This window comes from Rickettsia montanensis str. OSU 85-930, from assembly GCF_000284175.1.
GTDB classification, from domain to species: Bacteria; Pseudomonadota; Alphaproteobacteria; order Rickettsiales; family Rickettsiaceae; genus Rickettsia; species Rickettsia rickettsii.
In genome coordinates this window covers 536,143-556,078 of record NC_017043.1, presented here as the reverse complement: position 1 = coordinate 556,078, position 19,936 = coordinate 536,143, and the positions used below count along the sequence as shown (strand labels likewise).

Genomic DNA, 19,936 nt, shown 5'->3' with positions numbered 1-19,936 from the left:
TCCTTTTAAAATTCTTCAAATGTTATATTAATATATGCTTTACTGGATTCCCGCTTTCGCGGGAATGACATCAAGTCATGCAATAACGCTGCCTTTAGCTAGGAATGATACACCTTCAATGAATTTCCATCCAGTTATTACCTGCTCTAATTTCGGTTATAATCGGTACATCCATATTAGTAGAATTTTCCATGATTTTTTTAATAATAGGTGTTATAATTTCTACTTCATCAATCGGTGCTTCAAATAGTAATTCATCATGAATTTGCAGTACTAATCTTGTTTTAAGTTTACGTTTTTCTATTTCTTGATCTAGATTGATCATAGCAATTTTAATTATATCGGCATTAGTTCCTTGAATCGGAGCATTAATAGCCGCACGTTCTGCAAGTTGTTTAAGCTTTTTATCATGAATTAGAGGTACAAAACATTTTCTGCCAAAGAAATTTGTGACATAGCCGTTACTACTTGCAAAAGCTTTTGTTTGCTCCATATATTCTTGCACTCCTTTATATTCAGCAAAATATTTCTTGATATATTCGGATGCTTCGCCGTTAGTAACGTTTAGTTGCTTAGCAAGCCCAAAAGCACTTATACCGTAAATGATACCAAAATTTATAGCTTTTGCTTTACGCCTATGTTCGCTAGTTAGTTCGTGTTTTTGTAAGTTAAAGATCTGACAAGCAGTTTGAGTATGGATATCGTCTTTATTGATAAATGCTTGTTTTAGTGCATCTATATTTGCGATATGGCTTAATATTCTAAGCTCAATTTGAGAATAATCGGCAGATATTAATTTATAACCTTCTTCAGCAATAAAAGCTTGTCTGATTTGATTCCCCTCACTAGAGCGAATAGGTACATTTTGTAGATTAGGTTCTTGTGAGCTAAGTCTTCCTGTAGTGGTAGAAGTTTGTAAAAATGTCGTATGTACTCTATGTGTTATATTATCTATCTGTTTCGGCAAACTATCGGTGTAGGTATTCTTTAATTTTGTCAGTTGCCGCCATCTTAATAACAAATCTGCAATATTATATCCATGCTCACTAAGTTTTTCTAGTATTTCCGCTCCCGTTGAGTAAGAGCTTGTTTTAGCTGAAGCTTTACCGAAAGGTAATTGCATTTTTTCGAACAAGATTTCGCCTAATTGTTTTGGCGAACCAATATTAAATTTAGTTCCGCTAAGAGCAAAAATTTCTTCTTCAAGTTTTAGAATTTCTGTTCCAAATTCAGCAGATAATTGTTTTAGGTAATTAGCATCTACTGTAATACCCACTTTCTCCATTTTATCTAAAATAAAACAAATAGGTAAATCAATGTTGCTATAAAGTCTAAAGGTTTTGTTGTCTTTAAGCTCCAATATAGTTTGCTTATAAAGTGAGATAAAGTTTATTACTATTTTTGCTGATTCGATAATTATATTGTCTATCAAAGTTTCTTTCAAAACTTCTTTAAATAAATTTTTCTGTGATAAACCGGCAGATAACGCATACTGCATTAATTCTAAATCTTCTATAGCCGTAATGTCATGAGATTGGTTTGCATAAAATTTAAGTAGAGGTTTAAGAGAGTAAGTAATTTTTTTTATGGATTTATCGGTTAGTAAATTGAAGATTGTATACGAAAACCAGTTGTTATTAGTTTTAGTATTATAAGAAAATAGATCATGAGAAGTGTTTGGAATTTTAATAATATAGCTTTGGTTTTGCAGTGATAAAATAAAAGCAAGATTAGTTCCTTTATGCTGTAATAAATATATCCCGAATATTCCTATTTTCTCGGCTTCTTTAGCAAAGTCTGCTAACTCATTAACATTATTAATTTCTTTTATTTCCGTTACTTTATTATCTGCTATCTCTTTGTGGTCATTAATTTTAATATCCAATAAATTTTCTACTCTTTTATATAAAGATCTAAAACCGTATTCCTGTAAAAATCCTGTTAATTTATCGCTATTTGGAGGTGACCATTCTAAATTATTTAGCTGAAAATCTAAATCAACATTAGAATCAAGCCCTATTAACTGCCATGAAATTAACGCCGCTTCTCTTGAATTTTGTAAAGTTTCACGTTGTTTTACGCTTGAGACTTGGTCTAAAGAGTTAAATATATTTTCTACAGAACCAAATTGCGTTATAAGACTACTTGCAGTTTTTGGTCCAATAGATGGCACACCCGGAATATTATCCGATCTATCGCCGATTAAAGCCATTACTTCACGTAATTTATTAGAAGTAGTGCCGAATTTTGTAACAACATCATCCTCCGTAATATATTTCCCTTTTAACGGATCATATATCTTGATGTTTTTAGTCATTAACTGTAATAAATCTTTATCGGAAGAGATAATGACTACATGTTCGCCAAGTGCAGCAGTTTTAGTAGCAAAGGTTGCGATAATGTCATCGGCTTCATAACCGTTCTTCTCTAGAATAGGAAAATTTAAGTTACTTGCAACATCACGAACTAAAGGTAATTGTACAATTAAATCTTCAGGGGGTGGAGGGCGGTTAGCTTTATAGTCGGGATAAATCTGATGGCGAAAATTTTTCCCGCCGCTGTCAAATACTACAGCGACATGTTTAGGCTTAAAGTCGCTCAGTAATTTTAGCAGCATTGAAGTAAAACCGTAAAGAGCACCGACAGGCTCGCCTTTTGGTGAAGTTAAAGGCTGTTGTGCATAATAGGCTCTAAAAACAAATCCGTATCCGTCTATGAGCAATAAGGTATTTTTTTGAGTCATTTTATGATTTTATTTTTAATTAAATCGTCATTGCGAGGAAATTGCATAGCAACTGACGAAGCAATCTCAGGAGTTTATTATTACTTCATGAGATTGCCGTGTAACCTACGGCTGCTCGCAATGACAACTCAATATTCGTGTGGGCAATGACGTAGCAAAACCTCACAACCCCACTAGATTTCTAGCAAAATCATGTCGGTTGAATATTTTTAAGTCCTCTATCTTCTCGCCTATACCGATAAAGTATAAGGGTAAATTAAATTTTTGTACTACTCCGACAATTACACCCGCTTTAGCACTGCCGTCTAGTTTAGTCACGATAAGCCCCGTCAAATTAGTAGCATCATTAAAATGTTCTACTTGGTTATAAGTATTTTGTCCGGTAATAGCATCAATGACTAAAACGCTATGAGTGGGTGCATTCTCGTCTAGTTTTTTTATAACTTTTACAATCTTAGACAGTTCATCCATCAAATTTTTCTTATTATGAAGCCTACCTGCCGTATCGATAAAAAGTATATCGATATTTTGTTTCATCGATTCTTCCATCCCGCGATAAGCAACACTCGCAGGGTCAGCCGATTCTTCACCGGTAATAAGTAGTGCATTTGCTCTATCTGCCCAAGTACTTAGCTGATTTACGGCAGCTGCTCTAAAAGTATCGCAGGCTGCAACTGCTACTTTTTTCCCTTGTGCCGAGTACATTGCAGCAAGCTTACCTATAGTCGTGGTTTTACCTGCTCCGTTAACACCGCAAACTAAAATTACGTTTAATTTATTTTTGTTTAAAGTAAAAGGAATTTCTGATTTTGATAGCTGCTGCTCTATTAATTTAGCAAGGGCTTCTTTTACTGTATCACTATCTATTTCTTTGTCAAATTTTACCTTTTTAAACTCTTCAATAATATTAGTTACTACCGAAACACTCATATCACTTGAGATAAGTAGCTCTTCTAGCTCTTCTAGAGTTTCTGCATCTAATTTTTTCTTGTAAAATATTTTGTCGATACCTTCCGATATTTTATTAGAAGTTTTAGATAAACTTTGTTTTAATTTACTAAATATCGAAATCATATTGGATAGTTTTTTGTTTTATGGGTGTTGGTGTTACGCCTGCGTGAGTATCAAATCGTCATTGCGAGGAAATTACGTAAGTAATTGACGAAGCAATCTCAGTAGTTTGTTGTTATTTTATGAGATTGCCACGCAGCCTATGGCTCGCAATGACGATTAGGTATCTACACAGATAAGCCATCTTGCAATGATGATTAAGGTACTTATCTCTTTTTCTTATTTTTGCTTTTGTTTTTATTTCCGTCAGTGGTTTTATTGAATCTACCTAAATTTTTAACAAATTTTTGTAGTCCGTTAAGTTCCGTTCCATATGTCCTAGTATATTCATGGACTATTTCTATATCTTGTCTATGAGAATCATCTATTACTGCTACTTCCTGCATAAAATTATTAGCATCAAACGTAATTTTTACTATCTTCTGCTTTTCAATTTTTGGATTGAGCCAAGCTCTTTGAGACATAACTCTTTCAACATAATACCAGGTATTTTGGGAATATTCCGGTACCATAGTAGGCGTACCTATTAACTCTACGACTTCTGTTTTATTTAGTTTTTTAGACTCTAATTTTACAAGTGCCGAATCATCTATGGATTGCCCTCTATTTTCGATAGTTTTGCAGCCGCTTAAGGGAAAAAAGGCTAATATACTAAAAATGTATGTTATAAAGATTTTCATAAGTTTAATTTTATCTAGATTTTATTACAAGATTATAATATACTGCTTCACTAATTTGACAAATACTTTTTAATTCATATTTAGAGAGACTAATAATGGCAGTTCCAAAGAAAAAAACATCAAAATCAAGACGTAATATGAGACGTTCGCACTTAGCACTTGGCAAAGTTAACGTAATAGTTGATTCGCAAACTGGTGAATATAAGCTTCCGCATCACGTTTCTTTAGTCGACGGTACTTATAATAATCGTCTAGTAGTAACAAAGAAAATTAAAACTGAAGAAGAAGTAGCCTAAAAGATTTATGACCTGTAAAATTATTGGTTGCGGCGGGTATCTTCCTTCAAAAATAGTTAGTAATGACGAGCTTGCAAAATTCGTAGATACTAACGATGAATGGATTAGAACAAGAACAGGTATTACGCAGCGTCATATAGCAGGTGATACAGAATATACTTCCCATCTTGCTTTAAAATCAGCTGAAAAAGCTATAGCAGATGCAGGGATATCGGTAAATGATATTGATTTAATTATTACATGTACTACTACCCCCGATAATAGCTTCCCTTCGGTTGCCTCTAAGCTTCAAGGTTATCTTGGTTTAACTAATATACCGTCTTTTGATTTACAAGCAGTATGTGCCGGCTTTGTTTATGGTTTACAAGTAGCAAATTCTCTTATCTCATCAGGTAAATATAAAACTATTTTGCTTATAGGAGCCGAGAAAATGACGTCGTTATTAGATTGGAATGATAGGACTACTTGCGTTTTATTCGGTGATGGGGCCGGTAGCGTAATATTACAGCGTAGTAGTGATGATTCCGGTTTAATAGATAGTAATATCTTCTCAAGCGGGGCTGATTATGAAATATTATACACAAACGGTGGTGTAAGTATGAACGGTATTAGTGGCAAAATAGTTATGCAGGGGCAAAAATTATTTCGTCATGCAATAGAAAAAATGCAACAATCTATAAAAGATTTACTGCATGCTAATCAATTCAGTGTAAGCGATATTGATTATTTTATACCTCATCAAGCAAATATCCGTATTATAAATAAACTCGCTGAACTATTAAATATAGAAGAGCATAAAGTAGTGAAAACCTTAGAAAAACATGCTAACTGCTCTGCTGCTTCTATTCCGCTTGCTTTGAGTACTCTCAAAGCATCAGGCAAAATAAAAAAAGGTGATATTCTACTATTTTCAGCTATCGGTGCAGGTCTTACTTGGGGCAGTGCATTCATTAGATGGTGAATATACTCGTTTTATTAGACATCTTCGGAAACTCTACCGTCTAGAGGTAATTTGTACGTTGATCCTGTACTTGAATCCTCACGTACCTCTATGTACGCTGCAGTTCTGCATGCCGTGTCTCCTTCAAATTCCTCTCTATAAGCGAGTTTCTGAAGATGTCTATTTGAAAAATTGGCAACGCTACTTATTTGCTTATAATCCTCACATATTATATATGCGCTGCAGTTATAAGCTTCAAAATCGATTCCTCTTTTCCCCATTAAACTTCATCTATCTATTTATCCAAAGTATATACTTGTATTATAAAAATGATATTTTTACCACATTTATGCATGAGTAATTGCATTTTATGATATTTTAGCCTTTAAACTGATAAAATAATGATATATACTAACTCACATAGCTTTTGGTTAGTTTAGTTTTATGACTAGCTAAAATGAATTCAATATTAATAAATTATAATCTCAAGGAGTTTAATTATGAAAACAAAAATTATATTAGCTTTTCTTGCATTATTTGTGCTTGCAGGGTGTAATACAACAAAAAGAGCGCCGCAATTTGACGGTAATATGAACCAAGGTGAAGAAACTTCGTTAATGAAAGATTTCGAGAAGCATGCAGGAAATGCAGTATGGTTTGCTTTTGATAGCTCTGCTTTATCACCAAAGGCTAAAGAAGAACTAGAGAGACAAGCTTGCTGGTTATCAAAGCATCCTGAAGTAAAAGTTACTGTTGAAGGACATTGCGATGCAAGAGGTACCAGAGAATATAACTTAGGTTTAGGTGAAAGAAGAGCAGAAGCAGCGAAAAAATTCTTAGCTCATAAAGGAATCGATCATAACAGATTAAATACAATCTCTTATGGTAAAGATAGACCTGCTATGATGGGTAATACTGAAGAAGCTTTTGCTTATAATCGTAGAGCTGTAACAGTTGTACACCACTAAAATTATTTACTAATTATAGTATACTAAAAGGTCGAGCTTACTGCTCGGCCTTTTTTTATTTATAACTTGATGTTATTATTGCGAAAGCGTTGATGCGTGGACACCAAATCGTCATTGCCAGCCATAGGCTGTGTGGCAATCTCATGAAATAACAACAAATTCCTGAGATTGCTTCGTCAATTACTTTGTAATTGCCTCGCAATGACGAAAAAACTGAACCATATTGCCCTGTTTTTTAGGCGATACCTCAAAAATATAAAAATTTTACTAGACTTAACTACATAATAATTATATAAATTTCAAATGAAAAGGGGCTGTAGCTCAGTGGGTTAGAGCACGCCGCTCATAACGGTGTGGTCGTAGGTTCAAGTCCTACCAGCCCCACCACACAAATTCTTATTTAAATTCGCATTAGCACTGAATTTATAATGATTAATCTAAAAACACTTTCTTGGTATCTTACTAAATTATATTCTAAGTGTTTCTTTATTATATTATTTCTTTTAATCGGGCTATTAATTATCTCAAATATTTTTGATCTTTTACAAAAATTCAAAAATATTTATGTTCCTTTTAGTTTTTTTTGGAGACTTATCTTATATAAGATTCCTTATTTACTAGGTCAAGTATCTTCGTTAATTAGTTTTACCGCTATGTTATTTTTTCTTAGAAATCTAACAAAAAATAATGAATTAACGGCTATGTTATCTAGCGGTATTCATATTTGGCAAGTGCTTGTTATTCCATGTATTGTAACTTTAATGTTAGGTATAGTTTTTACGACTATATTGAATCCTATCGGTACTATAGGCTTACAAAAATATGAGTTATTAGAAGCAAAACTAACTAAAAAAGCCTTGAGTGAGGGTATAATATCTAAATCAGGCTTATTATTTTTTGAAGCTTTAAATGATGCAAATCAAATTATCCAAACACAATTTATTAATGTTGCCGAGAAAAAATTAAATAATATTACAATTTTATTTGTTGATCATAATAATTCTTTTTTAAAGAGAATTGATGCATTATACGGTATTATTGAAAATAAAATGTTACATTTAAATAGAGTTAAGGTTTTCACAAAAGAGGAAACTAAGGCTTACAATAATTTAACTATACAGACAAATTTATCAATTAATAGTTTAGTAAATAAATTTATTCGTCCTGAAATGGTTTCTATTTGGGCTTTACCTAAATTAATTAATGAATTATTAAATTCAGGTTTACCGGCTATTAATCATCAAATTTATTATTACAAGCAATTATTTAAGCCTATAATGATGATGGCAACCGTAATTTTAGCAGGTTGTTTTATTAGTCTTAAACAGCGTGATAATTCCCAAGAAAAAATACTGCTATTAGGTTTATTTTCAGGTTTTATAGCATATTCGTTATCAGAAATATTATTAAAAATACTTACTTATAATAATTTGTCTTTAATTGCTGCTATTTTATTACCTAGTATGCTAATATTTTTTATTAGTAACTTTATTATGTTACATTATAAAGAAATTTAATATAGACGAAGTTTAATTTGAAAAATTGGCATCGTCGTTTCTCATTTTTTATCCTCACGTAGTATTCTACGCTGCGGTCAAAAATTCCGAGGCTTCTCGCTCTTTTCCAAATTAAACTTCGTCTATATTAAATTTTTATTTACTATGGGACTGTTTATTTTGTTAACAGTTCTATAGAAGTGTTTTTAGAATTTAGAGAGAAAAAATAAAATGATAATGAAATTTTTGGAAGGGTTTTCTTCCGGTATGGCCATAGATCTTGGTACGGCAAATACTATTGTCTATCAAAAAAATTGTGGAATTGTTCTAAGGGAACCTTCTGTTATTGCGTTAATAAAAAAAGACGGTGCTTTTGTGCCTTATGCTTATGGTCATGAAGCAAAAATGATGCTTGGGCGTACTCCTACGGATATTGAAGCAAAAAGACCTTTAAAAGACGGTGTTATTGCCGATTTTAAGGGTGCAGAGGAAATGATAAAGTATTTTATTAGAATGGTGCATAATCGTCGCTCTTTTTTTGGGCCGACAATTGTTATTTGTGTGCCTTCCGGTTCTACGCCGGTTGAGCGTCGTGCTATCCAAGAAGCAGCAGAAAGTGCAGGGGGTAGGGATGTCTATTTAATTGAAGAACCTATGGCGGCAGCGATCGGAGCAGGGCTACCCGTAACGGAAGCAACCGGTTCGATGATTGTTGATATTGGAGGAGGCACTACCGAAGTTGCAGTTTTATCACTAGGGGGCATAGTATATGCAAGGTCGGTAAGAGTCGGCGGTGATAAGATGGATGAAGCTATTATCTCATATATAAGAAGGCACTATAACCTATTGATAGGTGAGGCTACTGCCGAAAAGATAAAGCAAGAAATAGGTACGGCTTATGTAGATGAAAATGCTGAGCCGAGAAAGATGGAAATTAAAGGACGTGATTTAATTTACGGTATTCCTAAAGAAATGATATTGAACGAAAGACAAATTGCTGATAGTCTAATTGAACCGGTAAGTCAAATTGTTGAAGCGGTAAAAGTAGCACTAGAAGCAACACCTCCTGAATTATCTTCAGATATAGTTGATAAGGGGATTGTTTTAACAGGCGGCGGCTCATTATTACGAAATCTTGATTTTGTTCTTAGTGAAGCCACTAAATTGCCAGTAATAGTTGCAGATGATGCCCTCTCTTGTGTGGCACTTGGAACAGGAAAAGTACTTGAAGATTTTACAAAGCTAAAACATGTACTATTTAAACAGGATTAAAAATGGCAATACTTGCAAATAGAGTAAAAAATTCTTCAAATTCATTAGAATTAATAAGAATAATATCAAATACTCTTAAGCGTTTTTTTGTTATATTTGGGCTTGGATTGTCTGTATATTTATTTTTTATTACACCTAAAAAAATATCTAGTATATCACTTGAAGTAACCGGTAGTATAGTATCAACCGGTTTAGTAGTTTATGAAGATATATTTGAATATATAAATTCAATAACACAAAAATTTGTTTATTTTCAAGATTTAGAACGAAAAAATATAGAGCTTAAACTTGAGATAGCAAGATTACAACATTTACAAAGTGAAGTAGAATCGGTAAGAGCCGAAAACATTGCATTAAAAGATTTGTTAATGATTGCTGAGGAAGAAGAATTTGAATATATTACTACTAAATTACTGAGTGTTTCCTTTAATCCCTTTTCTAGAACTGCTTTGATTTCTGCAGGTAAAAAGCAAGGCATTGAACCTGATCAAATCGTTGTTAATGCAGGAAAATTAGTAGGAAAAGTAATAGAAGTGAGTAATAATTATGCTAAAGTAATGTTAATTAGCGATGTTAATTCTAGAATACCTATTAAAGCTAATTCTTCAAGAGAACAAGGTATTTTAGCAGGTAATAATAATAATAGTAAAATTTTATACTTGCCTAACAATCACTTAGTACAGAAAGATGAGGAGATAGTAACCTCTGGACACGGTAGTATTTATCCTGCAGGTATTTTAGTGGGCTATGTGTCTAAAGTTACGGAACATGATGTTATGGTAAACGTAGCAGCTGATCTATCTAAAACGGAATTTGTACAAGTATTATTGCCTAAGGAGTAATTTCTGTTTTTTTTGTACTCTATGTCATTACCGCAGAATCGGGGCTTTGTTGCATGGGGCAGTTTATGTCATTCCCGCGTAGGCATTGTTGCATGGACCTGTACAATCCCCTGTGTGTCACCCCGTGGCTTGACCACGGGGTCCAAAAAACAATATAATTTTAGTATTTTTAACTGGATCCCGTGATCAAGTCACGGGATGACAGAGGTGAAATTGATCCACGCAAAAAAGCTTTCCCGTGTAGGCGGGAATTCAGCAAAATAACTTCAATATTGCTACAGAAGTTATATATTTGATAAAATAACCATATAAAAACTTGTTTTTATATGGTTTTACTAGATTTTCGCCTACGCGGGAATGACATTGAGTAGGCTTTTCGATCCATGTAACAAGGCTGGTAATGCTCGACACACTTTGTATATATCTATCCATTTATTCAGAGGTTATTAATATGGCACTTGCTACTAAAGTAAAAGAATTTTTAGAAGAAAAATTAAAACAAGAAAAGATAGATCGTAAATATCTTGCCGAAGTCACTAATATCCCTTATACGACTGTTAGCAGAATTATGAGAGCGGAAGCTAATCGTGAATTCAATCCTGAGATAGATACTATTTTAAAAATAGCAAAATATTTTAATTGTACTATGGATGAGGTAATAAAAAGAAAAGTACAGAATAATTCATAAAGCTTGATGCAAGCGAATTTTGCATGACTCGCCTGTACTCACGTAGTTTACCTACTGCTTTCGCAGGCTCGCATTTAAATTCATCTTGTCTAAATCTTTCTGAAATATGCTGTACCTACGAAATAAAACATAAAATATGACAACAAAAAATAAAAGAGTTCTTCAGAAATTCGCTTATATAGAGGAATTTAAAGGAGACATGGAACGTAGCACTGCAGCGACGTCTAAATTACCTCTAGAAGTAGAACTTTCGAGGAACTCTAAAGGACTGATTATAATTTTATCTTCCCCTTCAGGTACAGGCAAGTCGAGTTTAGCTAAAGCATTATTGAAAATAGATAATAATTTGCGTTTATCTATTTCGGCAACTACAAGAAAACCACGTTTAGGAGAAGTAGAGGGCATAAACTATTACTTTAAGACCGGTCTAGAGTTTGAAGAATTAGTTAAGCAGAATAAATTCCTTGAATATGCTAAAATATACGATAATTATTATGGTACGCCTAAAGAATATGTCGAAATGTTATTAAATCAAGGCTTGGATGTTTTGTTTGATATTGATTGGCAAGGAGCAAGAAGTATTAAGAAAAATGCTACTAATGTTGTTGCTATATTTGTATTGCCTCCTAATATTGAAGTATTGGAACAACGCTTAAGGAATAGAGCGACCGATAATGAAGAAGCAATAAAATTACGTATGCAGTCGGCACAAAACGAAATATCACATGCTAATGAGTATGATTATGTAGTTACTAACGATGACTTTGACCGGACGCTTAAAAAAATACATGCGATTATAGTTGCAGAACGAGAAAAAGCGTTTTGACTTTGTCGTTTTTTCTTTCTATACTGAGAATTAGACGTTATGTTTCTAATTTTCATGGTACTAATTTAAATGCTTAGAAAACAATTCCTTTCATCAATAATAAAACATTTTAAAACTCATAAAGTTTGTGCCTTGTTAGGACCAAGGCAGTGCGGGAAAACTACACTTTCTAAACAATTCGTAGAAGCTTCTAATATTCCTAAAATCAATATTTTTGATCTTGAAAATCCTTTAGATTTAGCAAGATTAAATGAACCGATGCTTGCTTTGTCTGATCTAAAAGGATTTGTTATTATTGATGAAATTCAGTATAAACCGAATCTATTCCCTATTTTAAGAGTTCTTGTTGATACAACTGATATTAAATTTTTAGTACTAGGCAGTGCATCAAGAGACTTAATTAAACAAGGTTCTGAAACACTAGCAGGTAGAATAGGTTATATTGAAATGACACCGTTTACCTTATCTGAAGTGTCAGGTACTCAGCAATTATGGATACGCGGCGGATTTCCTTTATCATATCTTGCAGATGATGAAGAGTTAAGTGCTTTATGGCGTCAGAATTACATTAAAACATTTTTAGAAAGAGATATACCAAATTTAGGTTTTACAATTCCGTCTATGCAGTTACGTAGGTTTTGGTTAATGCTTTGCCATTATCACGCTAATATATTTAATGCTTCAGAACTTGGAAATTCTTTATCTATCTCATATCATACCGCAAAGCATTATTTAGATATTTTAGAGGGAACTTTTATGATCCGTATTTTGCAGCCTTGGTATGAAAACCTTAAAAAAAGACAAGTTAAGACTCCAAAAATCTTTTTTAGAGATAGTGGAATATATCACGCTTTATTAGGCTTAAATAATTATGAATCTTTAAGCACTCATCCTAAAATAGGTGCATCATGGGAAGGATTTGCCTTAGAACAAATTATTAGATATTATAAAGCCGAACCCGAAGAATGTTATTTTTGGTCATCTCATAATGGAGCGGAAATAGATCTTTTAATTTTTAAAAACGGAAAACGTCTGGGGTTTGAAATTAAATATACAAATACACCGAGCATTACAAAATCAATGCAAATATCCTTAGAAGATTTAAAACTTGATCAAATTAATGTAATATTTCCAGGTGAGATTAGTTTTAAATTGTCAGAAAAAATACAGGCAATAGGTCTCTCGAGCTTAACTCAAAATGATACAAAAACTGCAACTACATAGTTACAGCTTTTAGAATGTTATATTATTTCACACCCGCCTTTAGAAGCTTTACCGGCAAGTTTGACATCTTTGGAAGCATTATCCACGCAACTACCTAAATCTTGATTATATTGGTGGATTTGACTACTCGCTTGCATAGCTTCTTTAAATATTGCGTTATGTTGTTGCTGTTGTTCTTCAAAGTGTACTTTTGCAGCTTCTAAAGCTGCTTTTCTTTGTTCAGGAGTTAAATTTTTAAATTTAGACATAATATTTACCATTTAGTTAAATTCCTCTCGTTTTATTATTTGTAACTTTAATATTAGGAGTACGAGCAGGAGATAAACTCCCAGTATTAGTATCTTTTACTTGTGTTTGTTCTCTGATTTTATTAGCTAAAGATTTAGTTTGATTCACGTTAATTTTATTTATTACTTTATTATGATGCTCTATATCCTTTACAACGCCGTTTGTCTTAATTGCTTTATGCTGATTTTTTAGAACTACATATTTTTCATATGCATCTAAATATTTTTCTGGTTCTTTTTTATAACGCTCTTTAATATCACTTCCTAATTTCTTTATTTTATCTTTATTTATGTTGTGTTCTTTTTCACGTTTAATAATTTCTTGATCTAATATTTTTTTACTATTTTCAATCTTCTCTACATATGCCTTATGTATTTTTAGCATTTCTTGGTGAAATTCTAATTCTCCTTTTAATTCTTTAACTTTTTTTGGTGCTAAGCCTTTTTCTTGTAATTGTTGTGATAAATTCGTTATTGTTGTATTTAATTCATTTAATTCTGTATGTGCTTGTTTGTGTTCTTCAGTTATTTTTTTATGATTTTCATGTAATGCTTTATGCGTTTGATTTAGTTTCAATATTTCTTCATGAGTTAATATTTCACGATTTAACTCTTCATGATCAATAATGTTTTCCTTTTCCAGTTTATTTATTATCTTATCTAAACGTTTATTACTTTCTTCAATTCTTTTAGTATCTTTAGTAATATTTTTTATAAATTCATTATGCAAATTATTAAGTGCAGAAATTCTTTGTGCAATTGCTTTTTCTTTTTCGGCAAGTTTTATTGCTCTTTGTGATTTTAGAAATTCTTCTTCTTGAACCCTAGCTTTCTCAATAGATTGTTCTACTTCATAGTTCTTGATCTTAGTTTCAGCATTCTCTTTTAGATTGGATATGTCAAAATTCACGCCATATGAAGCTGCTTCGCTTTGTAAACTACTCAATTCTCCTAGGATTGTTTCTATTTGAGAGCGAGAATAAGAATTTTTAAGATGCTCTTTTAAATTATCGAATTTATATTTTAATGTAGCTGTTATATCAGACATACATGCTAATCATCTTTAATATTAACGCCAAGAAATGTTAACAAAAGTTAATAATTAAGTCAAGAAAATTTTAACAAAAATTAATCTTGTATTTCTAGCCATTGATTTAATAACTCGTCTAGTTTCTTTTTATCATTAATTAATTGGCTAGTAATGCGGTTATATTTTTGAGGATTATCTAAATATAGATTAACGTCTTCAAGTTCTTTTTCTAAGTGTTTGATGGATATTTCTAGCTTTTCAATATCGTTGGGCAATGTTTCAAGCAAACGCTGATATTTATAAGATAGCTTTTTATTTAGAGGTTCTTTTTGAGAAGTTAGTGGTAGTGGTTTTGAAGCTTTTTTGGCTATAGGAGAGGTAGTAAAATACTGCTTATAATCTTCATAACCTCCTGTTAAATCATGAATTTTACCTTGAGCGAAAACTAAAGTTCTAGTAACTAACCTATCTAAAAAGTCACGATCATGGCTCACGACTATTAAAGTACCTGAATAATCTGCAAGTATATCTAGTAAAATTTCCAGACTATCCATATCGAGGTCATTAGTCGGTTCATCTAAAATTAACAGATTTCCAGGGTTAATTAGAATTTTTGCAAGTAATAATCTATTAGCTTCACCGCCTGATAAAATAGCGGTTTTTGCATTAAGTAGTTTAGGATTAAACATGAATTGTTTTAAATAACCGGCAACATGTATGGTTTTACCGTTTGGCAAAAATACTTGATCACCGTCTGTAGGACATAAAGTTTGTTGTAATGTATGATTAGGCTCTAGTTCTTCTCTATGTTGATCAAAATATGAAATATCTAAATTACCGCCATATATAATTTTGCCGCTTTCAGGGGTAAGCTGTTTTGTTAGTAGTTTGATAAAGGTAGATTTGCCTGAGCCATTTGCACCAATTATACCAATTTTCTCGCCTTTTTTTACACGAAAGCTAAAATTATCAATAATTTTAGTATTTTTATAACTAAAAGTAATATTATCTGCTTCAATAATGAATTTACTTTTAGCTATATTTTCGGCAAGCTCTGTCCTAACTCTTTGTGTTGAACTAGCTAGTTTTGCAGTCTGTTCTTGTGTTATTGCTCTTAAAGCTTTCAAATCTGCAAGTCTCTTTTGATTCCGCTTACGTCTAGCAGTAACACCGGCATTTAACCATTCATTTTCTTGAGATAATTTTTTATTTAATTTCCGAAGAGCGGCTTCTTCTTGGTCTATGATAATTGTTTGCCATTCATCAAAAAATTTAAATCCTTTATCGGATTTACGTAAAATTCCTCTATCAAGCCACCAAATTTTATTAGTAACATTTGAGAGGAATGTTCTATCATGACTAACGCAAATAATAGCACCGTTATAAGATTTAACAAATTCTTCTAACCATTCGATTGTTGCAATATCTAGATGGTTAGTCGGTTCATCAAGTAGTAATATTTCCGGCTCTAATATTAAAGCTTTAGCAAGGCTTGCTCTTCTCAGTTGACCGCCTGAATAGGTGGATAAATTATCTGTTCCGTTGATTTGTAATTTTTCTAGAATTATATCGATTTGGTATTTATCTATTTCTTTTGTACTATCTGTTTGTTGTAAGACAAAATCATAAACAGTTAGATGAGTTTTTATAGAAATATCTTGTTTTAAATAACCGGTTGTAACTAAAGGATCTTGAAATAATTCACCGTTATCTAGCTCATAATCACCTGATATTACTTTCATTAAGCTTGATTTCCCGCAGCCGTTACGTCCTATAAGACAAATCTTATCGCCTTTGTACAAATAAAGCTCTAAATCAGATAAAATTACTTTATCCGCAAAACTTAAGTTACCGTCTTTAATGTAATAAATTGGGGGCATAGTTGATTATTGGCTAGTTTTTATGTCATTCCTACGGAAGCAGGAATGACATTAGTTAAAGGTTGGTAGACAAAGTTTAATTTGGAAAAGCGCAAAGAGTCCATAAGACGAGGAGCAGAACGTATACTTAATACGTGAGTACCACAGTGCTTATAGGACTTTGTGCCAATTTTTCAAATTAAACGAGTATACTCTTAATCACTAAACTAGCATTAGTACCACCGAATCCGAACGAGTTGGAAAGCACGTAATCTATCTTAGTTTTCTTAGCTTTAAGTGCAACTAAATCTATATTCACCTCATCCATAGGGTTATCTAAGTTTAAGGTTGGCGGTGCAATCTGGTCTCTAATTGCAAGAGCTGAAAAGATAAACTCAACACTTCCTGCCGCACCAAGCAAATGTCCTATTGATGATTTAGTAGAAGACATTAAAACTTTGGGATTCGCTTCTAAAAATAATTTTTGTACGGCTGCTAATTCTATTCCATCACCAAGTGTAGTAGAAGTACCGTGTGCATTAATATAATCAATCATATCGGGCGTGATAGTTGCATCTAGAATTGCGTCTCTCATCGCTCTATAAGCTCCTCTACCTTCAGGGTGTGGAGCTGTCATATGATAGGCGTCACCTGTAGAGCCGTATCCTATAACTTCACCGTAAATTTTAGCCCCTCGATTTAAGGCATGCTCATATTCTTCTAAGACTACAACGCCTGCTCCTTCACCCATAACAAAGCCGCTGCGGTCTTTATCCCAAGGTCTTGAGGCTTTTTCAGGATTATCGTTATATTTAGTACATAATGCTCTAGCAGCAACGAAACCTGCAACTCCGACAGGTGTAACTGGAGCTTCCGCACCGCCTGCGATCATAACATCGGCATAGCCGTGCTTTATCATGCGCATAGCATCGCCTATAGCATGTGCCCCTGTAGAGCAAGCTGTTACTGCCGCGTGGTTTGGACCGCTAAAACCGTATTTTATAGAAACAAGACCGGATAAAAGATTAATTAATGAAGCGGGGATAAAGAAAGGACTAACTTTGCCGTTATTTTCTTGATAAAGTTTGATAGAGGTATCTTCGATCATTTTAAGCCCGCCGATTCCTGAACCTAATATCACGCCGGTTCTATCACGAGATTTTTCATCGTCGGGTAACCAGCCGCTATCTTCAACTGCTTCGGTTGCGGCTGCTACTCCGTAATGGATAAATTTATCCATTTTACTTAGTCTATTAACGTCATCTGCTTGTGTGAAATTTTCAAGTTTAAATCCATCTTTCTCAGAGTTATCTATAAGTCCGGCAATTTTACACGCAAGTTTAGAAGTGTCAAATTCTGTAATAGTTTTTATACCGCTTACTCCATCTACAATATTTTTCCAAGATGAGCCAACATTAAGCCCCACAGGAGTAACAAGTCCAAGTCCGGTAATAACTACTCTTTTATTTACTCTTTGATTCGGCATTTTTAATTGTCTATTAGGGATTTAATTTATGCAGATTAAGATTGGCGTTCTTTGATATATTTTATAACATCGGATACGGTTTTAATTTTAGTGGCTTCATCATCAGGGATATCAATACCGTATTCAACTTCTATTGCCATCATTAACTCTACGGTATCAAGGCTATCGGCTTTCAAATCTTCTATAAATCTTGAATCCGTAGTTATTATCGATTTATCTTTATTTAGCTTTTCAGCAACCATTTCAATAACTTTCTGTTCGATCTTATCCGTTGTACTCATAATTTTGAACTCCATAAATCATTTAATTTTATATGCCGTATAATAGCGGTTATGCAGCTATTAGACTTTGTTTTAACTGTATGAATATTTATTTAAAATATTCATTGCATTTTATCTTTAAAAGAACTTCTAGCACAAAAAATTATTTTATGCTAGCACAAAATAATCTTATTAATTTTTATACCATTAACATACCGCCGTTTACATGTATAGTTTGACCGGTAATATATGATGCCTGATCGCTTGCTAAAAATGCTACTGCGTTTGCCACGTCTTCCGGCATACCGTAAGTGCCTAGCGGAATTTTTTGTACCATAGCTTCTCTTTGTTTTTCATTTAGTTTATCGGTCATATCTGATTTAATAAATCCTGGAGCTACTGCGTTAACCGTAATTCCTCTGGTTGCAACTTCGTAAGAGAGCGATTTGGTCATACCTATTAAACCTGCTTTAGAAGCACAATAATTAGCCTGCCCGGGGTTACCTGAAATTCCTACTATTGAAGATATGTTAATAATACGTCCATACCTGTTTTGTATCATTTTTTTTATTGCTTCACGATTTAAAATAAAATTTGCTTTTAAATTAATATCAATAACTTTGTCAAAATCTTCATCTTTCATTCTAATTGCTAGCGTATCGCTAGTAATACCGGCATTACATACTAAAATATCTAACTTTGATGCTTTAGATATTAAATTTCTACATTCTTCCTTATCGGCAAGATTACATACCTCTATCGTATAATTATCTTTTACAACATTTCCAAGGGATTTTAATTTTTCCTCATTACTACCGCTAATAATTACATGGCTTCCGAGCTTGTGCAGTAACCTCGCTATAGCTCCGCCTATGCCTCCTGAAGCTCCCGTAATTAAGGAAGTTTTACCTGTTAAATCAATCATTTTCTTCCTCCGTTTGATCAAGATTTATATTAGTAATTTTTGACGATTTTTCACGTATTATTTTTTCAATTTCGTTGGAAATTTGTGGATGTTCTTTTAAATATTGTTTGACGTTTTCACGCCCTTGACCTATGCGTACGTTCTTGTAGGAAAACCAAGAGCCGGATTTCTCAACAATATCAAGCTTAACTCCAAGGTCGATTATCTCGCCTTCTTTTGAAATACCTGAACCGTACATTATATCAAAATCTGCAGTTTTAAATGGAGGAGATACTTTGTTTTTGACTACTTTTACTTTGGTTTGGCTGCCTATTACTTCTTCTTTATCTTTAATGGGGCCGATTCTTCTTATATCGATCCTAACAGAAGCATAAAATTTTAAGGCATTACCGCCTGTCGTAGTTTCAGGACTACCGAACATCACACCTATTTTCATTCTGATTTGATTGATGAAAACAGTAATACAATTGGTGCGATTAATTGATGCGGTAAGTTTACGTAAAGCCTGGCTCATTAATCTTGCTTGAGAAGCCATTTGAGCATCACCCATTTCGCCCTCAATCTCTGATTTCGGTACTAAAGCCGCAACACTATCTATTATTATCATATCAATACCACCGGAGCGAATTAACGTATCGGCAATTTCTAGGGCTTGTTCACCTGTATCGGGCTGTGAAATAATAAGCTCATCAATATTTACGCCTAATTTTTTAGCATAAGCAGGGTCTAATGCATGCTCGGCATCAATAAAAGCACATGTACCACCCTTTTTTTGAGCTTCTGCAATTAAATGCAATGTTAGGGTGGTTTTACCTGAGCTTTCAGGACCGAAAATCTCGATGATTCTACCTTTGGGAACACCGCCGATTCCAAGAGCTATATCTAGCCCAAGTGAGCCAGTCGATACGGCCTCTATATCAACATGCGGACGCTGCCCTAGTTTCATTACCGAACCTTTACCGTAGCTTTTTTCAATTTGTGCGAGTGCTGCGGCAATGGCTCTTTCCTTATCTGTATTTGACATAAATTTCCATATTATAAAC

19 protein-coding genes, 1 tRNA gene and 1 pseudogene are annotated in these 19,936 nt (G+C 33.2%); 10 read left to right on the top strand and 11 right to left on the bottom strand.

The annotated features are described in order from the left end of the window. Window positions 1-115: 115 nt before the first annotated feature. The 3 genes from polA to MCI_RS03095 form a co-directional block, all read right to left on the bottom strand. Window positions 116-2,743 (bottom strand): DNA polymerase I, encoded by a 2,628-nt coding sequence (gene polA, locus MCI_RS03105; RefSeq protein WP_014409616.1) that lies wholly within the window; start codon window positions 2,741-2,743, stop codon window positions 116-118. A 162-nt stretch (window positions 2,744-2,905) separates the two neighbouring features. Next, entirely contained in the window at window positions 2,906-3,817 is a 912-nt protein-coding gene (gene ftsY / locus MCI_RS03100; protein ID WP_014409615.1) for a signal recognition particle-docking protein FtsY, read from the bottom strand. 203 nt (window positions 3,818-4,020) lie between these two features. Then, a complete protein-coding gene (locus tag MCI_RS03095; protein WP_014409614.1) occupies window positions 4,021-4,494 on the bottom strand; it encodes an outer membrane protein assembly factor BamE in 474 nt (157 codons plus the stop codon). A 95-nt stretch (window positions 4,495-4,589) separates the two neighbouring features. Between MCI_RS03095 and rpmF the strand changes: the two genes are divergently transcribed. Both rpmF and MCI_RS03085 read left to right on the top strand, forming a co-directional pair. After that, a complete protein-coding gene (gene rpmF / locus MCI_RS03090) occupies window positions 4,590-4,790 on the top strand; it encodes a 50S ribosomal protein L32 (protein ID WP_004997395.1) in 201 nt (66 codons plus the stop codon). A 7-nt stretch (window positions 4,791-4,797) separates the two neighbouring features. Beyond that, the gene (locus MCI_RS03085; RefSeq protein ID WP_014409613.1) at window positions 4,798-5,751 is read left to right on the top strand and encodes a beta-ketoacyl-ACP synthase III; all 954 of its coding nucleotides are present in this window, start codon (window positions 4,798-4,800) and stop codon (window positions 5,749-5,751) included. Here MCI_RS03085 and MCI_RS03080 read toward each other — a convergent pair. Next, a pseudogene (locus MCI_RS03080) lies at window positions 5,741-6,011 on the bottom strand (palindromic element RPE1 domain-containing protein). The gene MCI_RS03085 and the pseudogene MCI_RS03080 overlap by 11 nt on opposite strands. Before the next feature lie 219 nt (window positions 6,012-6,230). Here MCI_RS03080 and pal point away from each other — a divergent pair. From pal to MCI_RS03040, 8 genes are all read left to right on the top strand, one after another. Then, window positions 6,231-6,698, top strand: coding sequence for a peptidoglycan-associated lipoprotein Pal (gene pal, locus MCI_RS03075; RefSeq protein ID WP_014409611.1), 468 nt, complete (start codon window positions 6,231-6,233; stop codon window positions 6,696-6,698). A 310-nt stretch (window positions 6,699-7,008) separates the two neighbouring features. Continuing rightward, window positions 7,009-7,085 (top strand) — tRNA-Met (locus tag MCI_RS03070). A 41-nt stretch (window positions 7,086-7,126) separates the two neighbouring features. Further along, window positions 7,127-8,215: an LptF/LptG family permease gene (locus MCI_RS03065; protein WP_014409610.1), complete on the top strand. Its 1,089-nt coding sequence runs from the start codon at window positions 7,127-7,129 to the stop codon at window positions 8,213-8,215. Window positions 8,216-8,425: 210 nt separating this feature from the next. Beyond that, window positions 8,426-9,466: a rod shape-determining protein gene (locus tag MCI_RS03060; protein ID WP_010977764.1), complete on the top strand. Its 1,041-nt coding sequence runs from the start codon at window positions 8,426-8,428 to the stop codon at window positions 9,464-9,466. A gap of 2 nt (window positions 9,467-9,468) precedes the next feature. After that, window positions 9,469-10,308 (top strand): rod shape-determining protein MreC, encoded by an 840-nt coding sequence (gene mreC / locus MCI_RS03055; protein ID WP_014409609.1) that lies wholly within the window; start codon window positions 9,469-9,471, stop codon window positions 10,306-10,308. 451 nt (window positions 10,309-10,759) lie between these two features. Further along, window positions 10,760-10,996, top strand: a complete 237-nt coding sequence (locus tag MCI_RS03050) for a helix-turn-helix domain-containing protein (RefSeq protein WP_004997409.1) — start codon at window positions 10,760-10,762, stop codon at window positions 10,994-10,996. A 136-nt stretch (window positions 10,997-11,132) separates the two neighbouring features. Next, entirely contained in the window at window positions 11,133-11,822 is a 690-nt protein-coding gene (gene gmk, locus MCI_RS03045; protein WP_014409608.1) for a guanylate kinase, read from the top strand. 69 nt (window positions 11,823-11,891) lie between these two features. Continuing rightward, window positions 11,892-13,046: an ATP-binding protein gene (locus MCI_RS03040; RefSeq protein WP_014409607.1), complete on the top strand. Its 1,155-nt coding sequence runs from the start codon at window positions 11,892-11,894 to the stop codon at window positions 13,044-13,046. Window positions 13,047-13,063: 17 nt separating this feature from the next. On the opposite strand, the gene MCI_RS03035 is transcribed toward MCI_RS03040, so the two are convergent. The 7 genes from MCI_RS03035 to recA all read right to left on the bottom strand — a co-directional run bounded on the left by MCI_RS03035 (window position 13,064) and on the right by recA (window position 19,917). Beyond that, complete coding sequence (locus tag MCI_RS03035; RefSeq protein WP_041404194.1) at window positions 13,064-13,294, bottom strand: hypothetical protein; 231 nt, start codon at window positions 13,292-13,294, stop codon at window positions 13,064-13,066. A 16-nt stretch (window positions 13,295-13,310) separates the two neighbouring features. Beyond that, on the bottom strand, window positions 13,311-14,381 hold the full coding sequence (locus MCI_RS03030; RefSeq protein ID WP_014409605.1) for a hypothetical protein: 1,071 nt from the start codon (window positions 14,379-14,381) through the stop codon (window positions 13,311-13,313). 80 nt (window positions 14,382-14,461) lie between these two features. Then, window positions 14,462-16,243 (bottom strand): ABC-F family ATP-binding cassette domain-containing protein, encoded by a 1,782-nt coding sequence (locus MCI_RS03025; protein ID WP_014409604.1) that lies wholly within the window; start codon window positions 16,241-16,243, stop codon window positions 14,462-14,464. 178 nt (window positions 16,244-16,421) lie between these two features. Then, window positions 16,422-17,708: a beta-ketoacyl-ACP synthase II gene (fabF, locus tag MCI_RS03020; RefSeq protein ID WP_014409603.1), complete on the bottom strand. Its 1,287-nt coding sequence runs from the start codon at window positions 17,706-17,708 to the stop codon at window positions 16,422-16,424. A gap of 35 nt (window positions 17,709-17,743) precedes the next feature. Next, window positions 17,744-18,004 (bottom strand): acyl carrier protein, encoded by a 261-nt coding sequence (gene acpP / locus MCI_RS03015; protein ID WP_008579292.1) that lies wholly within the window; start codon window positions 18,002-18,004, stop codon window positions 17,744-17,746. 163 nt (window positions 18,005-18,167) lie between these two features. Further along, window positions 18,168-18,893 carry a 3-oxoacyl-ACP reductase FabG gene (gene fabG / locus MCI_RS03010; RefSeq protein ID WP_014409602.1) on the bottom strand — a complete coding sequence of 242 codons (726 nt, stop codon included), beginning with the start codon at window positions 18,891-18,893 and terminating at the stop codon, window positions 18,168-18,170. Next, a complete protein-coding gene (recA, locus tag MCI_RS03005; protein WP_014409601.1) occupies window positions 18,886-19,917 on the bottom strand; it encodes a recombinase RecA in 1,032 nt (343 codons plus the stop codon). The genes fabG and recA overlap by 8 nt, the downstream gene beginning before the upstream one ends. Between the last annotated feature and the right edge of the window lie 19 nt (window positions 19,918-19,936).

Bases quoted from the DNA above. Each gene is read 5' to 3' on its own strand.
- polA (WP_014409616.1), bottom strand. From the start codon at position 2,743: ATGACTCAAAAAAATACCTTATTGCTCATAGACGGATACGGATTTGTT.
- MCI_RS03065 (WP_014409610.1), top strand. From the start codon at position 7,127: ATGATTAATCTAAAAACACTTTCTTGGTATCTTACTAAATTATATTCT.
- ftsY (WP_014409615.1), bottom strand. From the start codon at position 3,817: ATGATTTCGATATTTAGTAAATTAAAACAAAGTTTATCTAAAACTTCT.
- MCI_RS03050 (WP_004997409.1), top strand. From the start codon at position 10,760: ATGGCACTTGCTACTAAAGTAAAAGAATTTTTAGAAGAAAAATTAAAA.
- mreC (WP_014409609.1), top strand. From the start codon at position 9,469: ATGGCAATACTTGCAAATAGAGTAAAAAATTCTTCAAATTCATTAGAA.
- MCI_RS03035 (WP_041404194.1), bottom strand. From the start codon at position 13,294: ATGTCTAAATTTAAAAATTTAACTCCTGAACAAAGAAAAGCAGCTTTA.
- pal (WP_014409611.1), top strand. From the start codon at position 6,231: ATGAAAACAAAAATTATATTAGCTTTTCTTGCATTATTTGTGCTTGCA.
- MCI_RS03040 (WP_014409607.1), top strand. From the start codon at position 11,892: ATGCTTAGAAAACAATTCCTTTCATCAATAATAAAACATTTTAAAACT.
- fabF (WP_014409603.1), bottom strand. From the start codon at position 17,708: ATGCCGAATCAAAGAGTAAATAAAAGAGTAGTTATTACCGGACTTGGA.
- MCI_RS03025 (WP_014409604.1), bottom strand. From the start codon at position 16,243: ATGCCCCCAATTTATTACATTAAAGACGGTAACTTAAGTTTTGCGGAT.
- MCI_RS03085 (WP_014409613.1), top strand. From the start codon at position 4,798: ATGACCTGTAAAATTATTGGTTGCGGCGGGTATCTTCCTTCAAAAATA.
- acpP (WP_008579292.1), bottom strand. From the start codon at position 18,004: ATGGAGTTCAAAATTATGAGTACAACGGATAAGATCGAACAGAAAGTT.
- MCI_RS03095 (WP_014409614.1), bottom strand. From the start codon at position 4,494: ATGAAAATCTTTATAACATACATTTTTAGTATATTAGCCTTTTTTCCC.
- rpmF (WP_004997395.1), top strand. From the start codon at position 4,590: ATGGCAGTTCCAAAGAAAAAAACATCAAAATCAAGACGTAATATGAGA.
- MCI_RS03060 (WP_010977764.1), top strand. From the start codon at position 8,426: ATGATAATGAAATTTTTGGAAGGGTTTTCTTCCGGTATGGCCATAGAT.
- MCI_RS03030 (WP_014409605.1), bottom strand. From the start codon at position 14,381: ATGTCTGATATAACAGCTACATTAAAATATAAATTCGATAATTTAAAA.
- fabG (WP_014409602.1), bottom strand. From the start codon at position 18,893: ATGATTGATTTAACAGGTAAAACTTCCTTAATTACGGGAGCTTCAGGA.
- gmk (WP_014409608.1), top strand. From the start codon at position 11,133: ATGACAACAAAAAATAAAAGAGTTCTTCAGAAATTCGCTTATATAGAG.
- recA (WP_014409601.1), bottom strand. From the start codon at position 19,917: ATGTCAAATACAGATAAGGAAAGAGCCATTGCCGCAGCACTCGCACAA.